The sequence below is a fragment of the Bradyrhizobium sp. 23 genome (genome assembly GCF_023073295.1).
GTDB lineage: Bacteria > Pseudomonadota > Alphaproteobacteria > Rhizobiales > Xanthobacteraceae > Bradyrhizobium > Bradyrhizobium canariense_D.
In genome coordinates this window covers 704944-714601 of the sequence record NZ_JADPJF010000151.1, presented here as the reverse complement: position 1 = coordinate 714601, position 9658 = coordinate 704944, and the positions used below count along the sequence as shown (strand labels likewise).

The window sequence follows — 9658 nt, the reverse complement described above, 5'->3', positions numbered from 1 at the left end:
GCCGCTGCCGATGTCCGAGTTGCTCGCGGAGCGCGACGGCGCGTTCGGCGCGGCCGCCGATCCGACACTGCTGGCGCGGCTGTCGCTCAAGACCGGCGATCGCGTCACCGTCGGGGCTGCGACGTTCCAGATCCGCAGCGCCGTCGAAGCCGAGCCCGACAAGCTCGCAGGCGGCATCGGCTTCGGCCCGCGCTTCCTGATCAGCGAAGCGGGCCTGCGCGCGACAGGGCTCGTCCAACCCGGCAGCCTGGTGCGCTGGGTCTATCGTGTGAAGCTGCCGGAGATCGCCAACAACGAGCGCGCCACCGACGCCTTCATCGCGGACGCCCGCAACGCCGCGCCGCAGGCCGGCTGGGAGGTCCGCAGCCGCTCCAATGCCTCGCCGCAGCTCGAGCGCAACATCAACCGCTTCACGCAGTTCCTGACGCTGGTCGGCCTCGCCGCGCTGCTGGTCGGCGGCGTCGGCGTTGCCAATGCCGTCAAGGCCCATATCGACCACAAGCTCGAGGTGATCGCGGCCTTCAAGGCCGTCGGCGCCACCGGGCGCGACGTGTTCGGCATCTATCTCGCCCAGGTTCTCCTGCTCGCCGCGATCGGCTCAGTGATCGGCCTCGCACTAGGCGCCGCCATGCCGTTCGCGATCGTCGGCCTATTCGGCAAGCTGCTGCCCCTGCCGGTGGTGCCGGCGGTGCATGCCGACGAGCTCGCGCTGTCGTTCGTCTACGGGCTGCTCACGGCGCTTGCCTTCGGCCTGTGGCCGCTCGGGCGAGTGCACGACGTGCCGGTGGCGGCGCTGTTCCGCGACACCATCAGCTCCGAATGGCATCGGCCACGCTGGAGCTATCTCGTCTTCATGGCCGTCGTGATCGCGCTGCTCATCGCGGTCGTGATCGGGCTGTCCTTCGACAAGCGCATCGCCGCGGTGTTCGTGGCCTCCTCCGTGGTCGTGTTCGCGCTGCTCCGCGGCATTGCCGCCCTGCTGATGACGATCGCACGGCGGCTGCCGCGCACGCGATGGCCGATGCTGCGACTTGCGATTGCCAACATCCACCGGCCGGGCGCGCTGACGCCCTCGGTCGTGCTGTCGCTCGGGCTCGGGCTCGCCGTGCTCGTCACCATCACCCAGATCGACGGCAATCTGCGCCGGCAGTTCCTGGCGGCGCTGCCCGAGCACGCGCCATCGTTCTTCTTCATCGACATTCCGAGCACGCAGGCCGAGCAGTTCGACACATACCTGCGCCAGATCGCCCCTGGCGCGAAAGTCGACGACGTGCCGATGCTGCGCGGACGGATCGTCGGAGCCCGTGGTGTCCGCGCCGAGGAGCTCAAGCCCAGCACCGATTCCGAGTGGGTGCTGCAGAGCGACCGCGGCCTGACCTATACCGCCGAGCTGCCGAAGGGCTCCAAGGTGGTCGAGGGCGAGTGGTGGAGCGCCGATTATTCCGGCCCGCCGCTGGTCTCGATGGAGAAGAAGATCGCGGACGGACTCGGCCTCAAGGTCGGCGACGAGGTCGTGGTCAATATCCTCGGCCGCGACATCCCCGCGAAGATCAGCAATCTGCGCAGCATCGACTGGCAGGGCCTCGGCATCAATTTCGTCCTCGTGTTCTCGCCGAACGCATTCAAGGGCGCGCCGCACACCCACATCGCGACGCTGACGGAAGCCGGCGGCGATGCGGCCGGCGACGGCAAGATCATCAAGGAGGTCGCTGACGCCTATCCGATGGTGACGAGCGTGCGCGTGCGCGAGGTGATGGAGACGGTCGGCTCGGTCGTGACCAACCTGGCGCTGGCGATCCGCGGCGCCAGCGCGGTGACCCTGATCTCGGCGATCCTGGTGCTCGGCGGCGCGCTCGCCGCCGGCCATCGCCACCGGGTCTACGATGCGGTGATCCTCAAGACCCTGGGCGCGACCCGGCTGCGGCTGCTCGGCGCCTATGCGCTCGAATACCTCCTGATCGGGCTTGCCACCGCGGTCTTCGGCGTTTTCGCCGGCAGCGTCGCGGCCTGGATGATCGTGACCCGGCTGATGACCCTCACTTTCGTCTGGCAGGGCGGCAGCGCAGCCGGCGTGGTCGCGGCTGCCTTGGTCGTCACGGTCGGCCTCGGGCTCGCCGGCACCCTGCTGGCGTTGAACAAAAAGCCCGCCACGGTGTTGCGGAATTTGTGACAAATGGTAGCGGGCGGCGGCACGGGAGCGAAATCGCACGATTCCAGCGATTAACCACGTCCGCTCGTCTGGATTGCAGGTAAGGGCGACATTCAGCCGCGCGTGGACGGTTGCAGCGAATGTGTTAGTTTCCCACATATCGAATGGGTTCGGAGCCCCGATTGTTAGCCAAAATTTAGTCGGCAGACATCGGTATCCGAGATAGAATTTGACGAACCGGCGGCATGGCGACCCTCATGCCGGACCGGACCAACCAACGGGAATTCGACCATGTCGGACCTAGACCGCAATTACGCTTCTCCTTTCGGCAGGGCCGCCGGGCGTGTTGACGCCGCGACGGTCGATGCCGGCCTGCGCGCCTACATGCTGCGCATCTACAACTACATGAGCATCGGCCTGGCCATCACCGGCCTTGCCGCCCTCGGCGTCTACATGGCCGCCGTGACGGACGTTCCGACCCCGGAAGCCGTGCGGGTCGGCAAGCTGTTCCTGACGCCGTTCGGCTACGCGATGTTCGTCAGCCCCCTGAAGTGGCTGTTCATGCTCGCGCCGCTCGCCATGGTGTTCGTGATCTCGGCAGGCATCAACCGGCTCGCTCCTTCGACCGCCCAGATCCTGTTCTGGGTGTTCGCGGCACTGATGGGCGTCTCGCTGTCCTCGATCTTCCTGGTGTTCACGCACACCTCGATCGTCCGGGTGTTCTTCATCACCGCGGCGACTTTCGGCGCGCTCAGCCTCTACGGTTACACCACCAAGCGTGACATGAGCGGAATGGGTTCGTTCCTGTTCATGGGCCTGATCGGCATCGTCATCGCGAGCCTGGTGAACCTGTTCCTGGCGAGCTCGGTGCTGCAGTTCGTCGTGTCGGTGGTCGGCGTGCTGGTGTTCGCGGGCCTCACCGCCTGGGATACCCAGCGGCTGAAGAACGACTACATCTACGGTTACGCTTCGGCCGGCGGTGACATCGCAGAGCGTGCGGCCATCACCGGCGCGCTGTCGCTGTACCTGAACTTCATCAACTTGTTCACGCTGCTCCTGCAGCTCCTCGGCCAGCGCGACTAAGCGCCAGCCCAGAGTGGACGACAGCAACCCCCGGCCGAGAGGCCGGGGTTTTTGTTTGGGGCGAGCCTCTCAACACCCACCGTCATTGCGAGCGCAGCGAAGCAATCCAGAGTCCCTCCGCTGGTGCATTTCTGGATTGCTTCGTCGCAAGGGCTCCTCGCAAGGACGGAGTATGAGGAAGCACGGTTGCCTCTTCCAGCCGCCCCGGGAAGGCTCTAATCTTGCGGCATGTCCGCACCCGATATCAGGCCCACCACCGAGGCCGACCTCCCCGCCATCACGGCCATCTATCGGCAGGCTGTCCGCGAGGGCACCGCGACGTTCGAGCTGGAGCCGCCCGACCTTGCCGAGATGACGCGCCGCTACCGCACGCTGATCGACGGCGGCTACCCCTATTTCGTCGCCATCCTCGACGGGCGCGTCGCCGGCTACGCCTATGCCGGTGCCTACCGGCCCCGCCCGGCCTACCGCTTCACGGTCGAGAACTCGATCTATCTCGATCCATCCTTCCACCGCCGCGGCATCGGGGCGCTCCTGCTGGAGCGGCTGATCGTCGAATGCGAGGCACGCGGCTTCCGTCAGATGATCGCGGTAATTGGGGATTCCACCAATGCCGGCTCGATCGGCGTGCACACCAGGGCCGGCTTCAAAATGATCGGCACGCATCCCAGCGTCGGGCTGAAATTCGGCCGCTGGCTGGACACGGTAATGATGCAGCGGAGCCTCGGCGAGGGCGCCAAGAGCGTGCCGGGGAAGTAAGGCCCGTAGCCCGGGTGAGCGAAGCGATACCCGGGAACGCTGCAAGCAAAGACCCGGATGTCGCTACGCTCATCCGGGCTACTGGATCCCTGCTACACCACCGCCAATTTGCGATCGATCACCAGGAGCACGCGCTCCAGTTCGTGGCCGCGGCGCAGGATCAAGCCCGTCGCCGAGATCACGCTGTACATGCCCTGCTTGCGCGCGAGGCGCGGATCCTTCTCGATACGATAGATCGGCACTTCCGAGGCGCGGCGAAAGACCGAGAACGCAGCGCGATCCCTGAGGAAGTCGATGGCATAGTCGCGCCACTCGCCTTCGGCAACCATCCGGCCGTAGAGATTGAGAATACGGTGCAGCTCGAGCCGGTTGAACGTCACGCGGCTCAGTTGCGCATTCGAAGCGGCGGGGCGCGCCGCCGCACGCTGTTCGCTCGGATCGGTATCCTCCGACAGACTCATAGGCCGCCTCCTGTCGCATCAGCATGACCGCGTCCGCGAAGACCGTCCCTCGACCGCGGATCATGACGGTTGCATGATTGCGCCAACTGTTCCCCACCGCAAGGGCCCTTGGAAGGACCTTGGAATCGGAGCCAATCCGCCCACACGCAGCGGTGGAACTCGGTCGCGGCAAACCGTCACGGGATCGTTAGCAGGAATCATAGTGTCGCCGCTTTTCCGCCAAGCGACTGCCGCCCTGCGTTGCGAAAAGACCTATGTGCGTTGACCCGGTCCTTTCGGTTCCGGATTCCTCAGCCCCCAGCCCCCCGGGGCCGTCAGGATCGGGTCTGTTCGCACGACAAGGAGGGCCAACGCGAGTTGGTCCTTTTTTGTTTGAGTCGAATTGTTTGGGTCGGGATGTTTCTGCCTCGACGGATATCTCAGCATCTCAGCAAAAACCCTTTCCCCTCATCCTGAGGAGCCGCGAAGCGGCGTCTCGAAGGATCGAGGCCGAGCTGCCTCAGCAGGGCCTGCATGGTTCGAGACGGCGCTGACGCGCCTCCTCACCATGAGGATTGAGAGTGTGCTTGAGTCGGACGATTCGAAGTGCGCGTCAGTGCAGCGACGTGTACGCCGCGCCCAGCATCGGGCCCGGTCTCTCCCGGCTGCCGTCCTGGACATAGACCACGGCACCGTCGACGCCGTCACGCGTGAGGTTCTCGATCGGCACCGTCCAGCTTTCCGGGCGGCCGGTCCAGTCGCCGACCTTCAGCAGGTTGCGCACCACGTTGTGATAGATCACTTGCTGTCCGCGATTTTCGCCGCGACTGATCGCGATCGGCACCGACCTCGCAATCGAGCAGATCCAGACCTCGCCGTGGGACGCTGTCGGCTCCTTGCTCGCGGCCACCGAGACGTTGATCTGCTTGCCCGCGAGCGACATCGTCACCGGCACGCTCATCACACCAGTGCCCGTCTCGGTTTTGCCGATGGCGCTTTCGATGCCGGTGCGGTCGCTGCCGACGACATGCGTGGAGCCGTTGACCACGACCTGCGGCGTGTAGACTTCGCGGTCGCCGCGCATGCGCGAATACGCACGCTGCCGTGCAGAGAAGCGCGAATCGGCCAATGTGTCCTTCCAGCCGAGATAGTCCCAATAGTCGATCGGCATGCTCAGCGCGATGATCGAGGGATCGCGGGCGAGGTCGCCGATGATCTTGTCGGCCGGCGGGCAGGAGGAGCAGCCCTGCGAGGTAAACAACTCGACAACGGCGCGGGGATCAGCCTCGGCAGGGCGGATGACGGCGACGATTGCACAGAGACCAAGAGCTCCCGACCAGAGGGCACCGGACCAGCGTGAAACCAGATGAGAAGCCGTCATTGTTGTCATGTCGAACGCCGCACACCATTGCTCGTGAGAGGGAAATCTTACCGCCGGATGGTCACCGTAATCTTACGGGCCTCACACATTTGTTGTCCGTCCAAGAACCGTACAAGGGGAGGTTCTGTGCCGGGCGGGCCCATCTGAAGCCTGCCGCAAACGCGTGAAGGCGGCCTTGTGATAGGCCGCCTTCGTGTAACCTACTACTCACTTCGCAGTGAGCCACCGTTCACAAATCCGCGCTTACGCCGCGAGCTTGCGTAGCACGTAGTGCAGGATGCCGCCGTTGCGGTAGTATTCGAGTTCGTCCAGCGTATCGATGCGGCAGAGCAGCGAAACGCGCTGCAGCGAACCGTCGCCGGAGACGATCTCCGCGGTCAGCTTCTGGCGCGGCTTGAGGTCGCCAACGAGGCCGCGCAGCGTGACCTTCTCGTCGCCCTTCAGACCGAGCGACGACCAGGAGGTGCCGTCCTCGAAGGTCAGCGGCAGCACGCCCATACCGACCAAATTGGAGCGGTGGATGCGCTCGAAGCTCTGGCAGATCACGGCGCGCACGCCGAGCAGACGGGTGCCCTTCGCGGCCCAGTCGCGCGAGGAGCCGTTGCCGTATTCGGCGCCGGCGAACACCACCAGCGGCACCTGCTCCTGCTGGTACTTCATCGCGGCGTCGTAGATCGACATCTGCTCGCCGTCGGGCCAGTGCTTGGTGAGACCGCCTTCCGGAATATTGCCGTCGGCGCCCTTCAGCATGAAGTTCTTGATGCGGATATTGGCGAAGGTGCCGCGCATCATGACTTCGTGGTTGCCGCGCCGCGTGCCGTACTGGTTGAAGTCGGCCGGACGCACCTGGTGCTCGCTGAGATATTTGCCGGCGGGCGAGGTGAGCTTGATCGAACCGGCCGGCGAGATGTGGTCGGTGGTGATCTTGTCGCCGAACATGGCGAGGATGCGGGCCTCGACGATGTCGGTGACCGGCTCCGGCTCCTTCTTCATGCCTTCGAAATAGGGCGGGTTCTGCACATAGGTCGAACTCATGTTCCAGCGATAGGTTTCGCTCTCGACCGTCTTGATCTTGCGCCAGTTGGTGTCGCCCTTGAACACGTCGGCATACTTCTTCTTGAAGATCGACGCGGTCACGAACTTCTTCATGAAGGCGTTGATCTCCTTGGTCGTCGGCCAGATGTCCTTGAGGTAGACCGGCTTGCCGTCCTTGCCTTCACCGAGCGGCTCGACGGCGAGGTTCTTGGTGACGGTGCCCGCGAGCGCGTGGGCGACCACGAGCGGCGGCGAAGCCAGATAGTTCGCCTGCACGTCCGGTGAGACGCGGCCTTCGAAGTTGCGATTGCCGGAGAGCACCGCAGCCGCGACGATGCCGTTGTCGTTGATCGACTTCGAGATCTCCTCGGGCAGCGGACCTGAATTACCGATGCAGGTGGTGCAGCCGAAACCGACCAGGTTGAAGCCGACCTTGTCGAGATCGGCCTGGAGACCGGAATCGGCAAGATAGGCCGCCACCACCTGGCTGCCCGGGGCGAGCGAGGTCTTCACCCACGGCTTTGCCTTGAGGCCCTTCGCGGCGGCGTTGCGCGCCAGAAGACCGGCGCCGATCAGCACGCTCGGGTTCGAGGTGTTGGTGCAGGAGGTGATCGCGGCGATCACGACGTCGCCATGGCCGATGTCGAAGTTCTTGCCGTCGACGGCGAAGCGCTTCCCCGGCTCCTCGGCCTTCTTGTATTCGCTGGCGAGCGCGAGCGAAAAGCCCTCGGCCACGGACGGCAGCGCAATGCGGCCTTCGGGGCGCTTCGGGCCGGCCATCGAGGGCACGACATCACCGAGGTCGAGCGTCAGCGTTTCCGTGAACACCGGATCGGGCGACTTGGCGGTACGGAACAGCCCTTGCGCCTTCGCATAGGCCTGCACCAGCGCGACGCGCGCCGAGGCGCGGCCGGAGGTCTTGAGATAATCCAGTGCGGCGGCATCGACCGGGAAGAAGCCGCAGGTCGCGCCATATTCGGGCGCCATGTTGGCGATGGTTGCCTTGTCTGCGACCGAGAGATGGTCGAGGCCGGGGCCGAAGAACTCCACGAACTTGCCGACGACGCCGAGCTTGCGCAGCATCTGCGTCACCGTCAGCACCAGGTCGGTCGCGGTGACGCCTTCCTTCATCGCGCCCTTCAGCTTGAAGCCGACGACGTTGGGCAGCAGCATCGACAGCGGCTGGCCGAGCATGCAGGCTTCCGCCTCGATGCCGCCGACACCCCAGCCGAGCACGGCAAGGCCGTTGACCATGGTGGTGTGGGAATCGGTGCCAACCAGCGAGTCGGGATACGCGACCTCGAAGGTGCCGGTCTTCTTGCCGACCGTCATCTTCTCCTTCTTGGTCCACACCGTCTGGGAGAGATATTCGAGATTGACCTGGTGGCAGATGCCGGTGCCGGGCGGCACGACGGAGAAGTTCGAGAACGCCTTCTGGCCCCATTTCAGGAACTCGTAGCGCTCCTGGTTCTGCTTGTATTCCTCGGTGACGTTCTTGCCGAAGGCCTTGTTGTCCCCGAAGAAGTTCACGATCACGGAGTGGTCGATGACGAGATCGACCGGCACCAGCGGATTGATCTTCTCGGCGTCGCCCCCGAGCTTCTGCATCGCGTTGCGCATCGCGGCGAGATCGACCACGGCGGGCACGCCGGTGAAGTCCTGCATCAGCACGCGCGCCGGGCGGAAGGCGATCTCATGCTCCAGCGACTTCTTGCGCAGCCACTTCGACACCGCGACGATGTCTTCCTTCTTGACCGAGCGGCCGTCCTCGTTGCGGAGCAGGTTCTCGAGCAAAACCTTCATCGAGTAGGGGAGTTTCGAAATTCCCTTCAGACCATTCTTCTCGGCCGTGGGCAGGCTGTAATAGACATAGGTCTTGGCGCCGACCTTGAGGGTCTTTTTGCATTTGAAGCTGTCGAGCGAGGTCATGTAGGAAATCCCAATTGTCAGTTATACCCGGCAGGGTATTTTAACACCGTCAGCGTAGGCAGGCTGAGTCACTTGCAGGGGCAGGTTGAGTTGCCGCATCAAGTAGTTCCGGGCTTATAGAAGCTTTCTAACCGCGCCGCCACAGCCACAATCGTGCCGCGGCAATCCGCGAGCCAAAAATTCCCATACGCTACCCCAAGTTTTCCTGAGGCCTGGCTTTGAGCGGATCGATACGAGGCAAGATGCAGCTTTCCGGACGCGGGGTCAGTTGCGTGCGGGGCGGGCGCGAGGTGTTTTCCGCGCTCGATTTCGAGGCCGGCTCCGGCGAAGCCGTGGCGGTCGTCGGCCGCAACGGATCGGGCAAGACCTCGCTGCTGAGGCTGATCGCGGGCCTGCTCATTCCGGCGAGCGGCACGATCGCGCTGGACGGGGGTGACGCCGAGCTGACGTTGCCGGAGCAATGCCACTATCTGGGTCATCGCGACGCCCTGAAGCCAGCCCTGAGCGTGGCGGAGAATCTGACGTTCTGGGCCGATTTTCTCGGCGGCGAGCGTTTCGACACCGGCAAGGGACTCGCCACCGTCGGGCTCGACCATGCCGCCGATCTGCCCGCCGCCTTCCTGTCCGCCGGCCAGCGCCGCCGGCTGTCGCTGGCCCGCCTGCTCACCGTCCGCCGCCCCGTCTGGCTGTTGGACGAGCCGACCACGGCGCTCGATGTCGCGGGACAGGACATGTTTTCCGGATTGATGCGCGGGCACTTGGCGCGCGGCGGCCTGATCGTCGCCGCCACCCATGCCCCGCTCGGGATCGATTCGCGGGAGCTGCGGATCGGGGGTGCGGCGTGATTCGGGTCGACCCTCAGGTTTCCAAGCGGCCGAACTC

Annotated in this window: 7 protein-coding genes; 4 read left to right on the top strand and 3 right to left on the bottom strand. The window is 64.8% G+C overall.

Annotated elements, in window-relative coordinates; translation table 11 throughout:
* The 3 genes from IVB32_RS40520 to IVB32_RS40510 form a co-directional block, all read left to right on the top strand.
* Positions 1 to 2170, top strand: a 2170-nt coding sequence (locus tag IVB32_RS40520) for an FtsX-like permease family protein (protein WP_247413128.1), incomplete at its 5' end; no start/stop codon positions are given.
* Between the two features lie 270 nt (positions 2171 to 2440).
* Positions 2441 to 3232, top strand: a complete 792-nt coding sequence (locus tag IVB32_RS40515; RefSeq protein ID WP_007598855.1) for a Bax inhibitor-1/YccA family protein — start codon at positions 2441 to 2443, stop codon at positions 3230 to 3232.
* A 228-nt stretch (positions 3233 to 3460) separates the two neighbouring features.
* Positions 3461 to 3991: a GNAT family N-acetyltransferase gene (locus IVB32_RS40510; RefSeq protein WP_018459823.1), complete on the top strand. Its 531-nt coding sequence runs from the start codon at positions 3461 to 3463 to the stop codon at positions 3989 to 3991.
* A gap of 92 nt (positions 3992 to 4083) precedes the next feature.
* Here the strand turns inward: IVB32_RS40510 and IVB32_RS40505 are convergent, their stop codons facing one another.
* The 3 genes from IVB32_RS40505 to acnA all read right to left on the bottom strand — a co-directional run bounded on the left by IVB32_RS40505 (position 4084) and on the right by acnA (position 8776).
* Entirely contained in the window at positions 4084 to 4452 is a 369-nt protein-coding gene (locus tag IVB32_RS40505) for a DUF2794 domain-containing protein (RefSeq protein ID WP_247372300.1), read from the bottom strand.
* Positions 4453 to 5044: 592 nt separating this feature from the next.
* Positions 5045 to 5821, bottom strand: coding sequence for a DUF1223 domain-containing protein (locus IVB32_RS40500; RefSeq protein ID WP_026233884.1), 777 nt, complete (start codon positions 5819 to 5821; stop codon positions 5045 to 5047).
* A gap of 234 nt (positions 5822 to 6055) precedes the next feature.
* A complete protein-coding gene (gene acnA / locus IVB32_RS40495) occupies positions 6056 to 8776 on the bottom strand; it encodes an aconitate hydratase AcnA (protein ID WP_018459820.1) in 2721 nt (906 codons plus the stop codon).
* Between the two features lie 242 nt (positions 8777 to 9018).
* On the opposite strand from acnA, the gene ccmA reads away from it, so the two are divergent.
* Entirely contained in the window at positions 9019 to 9621 is a 603-nt protein-coding gene (gene ccmA, locus IVB32_RS40490; RefSeq protein WP_026233883.1) for a heme ABC exporter ATP-binding protein CcmA, read from the top strand.
* The last annotated feature ends 37 nt before the right edge of the window (positions 9622 to 9658 follow it).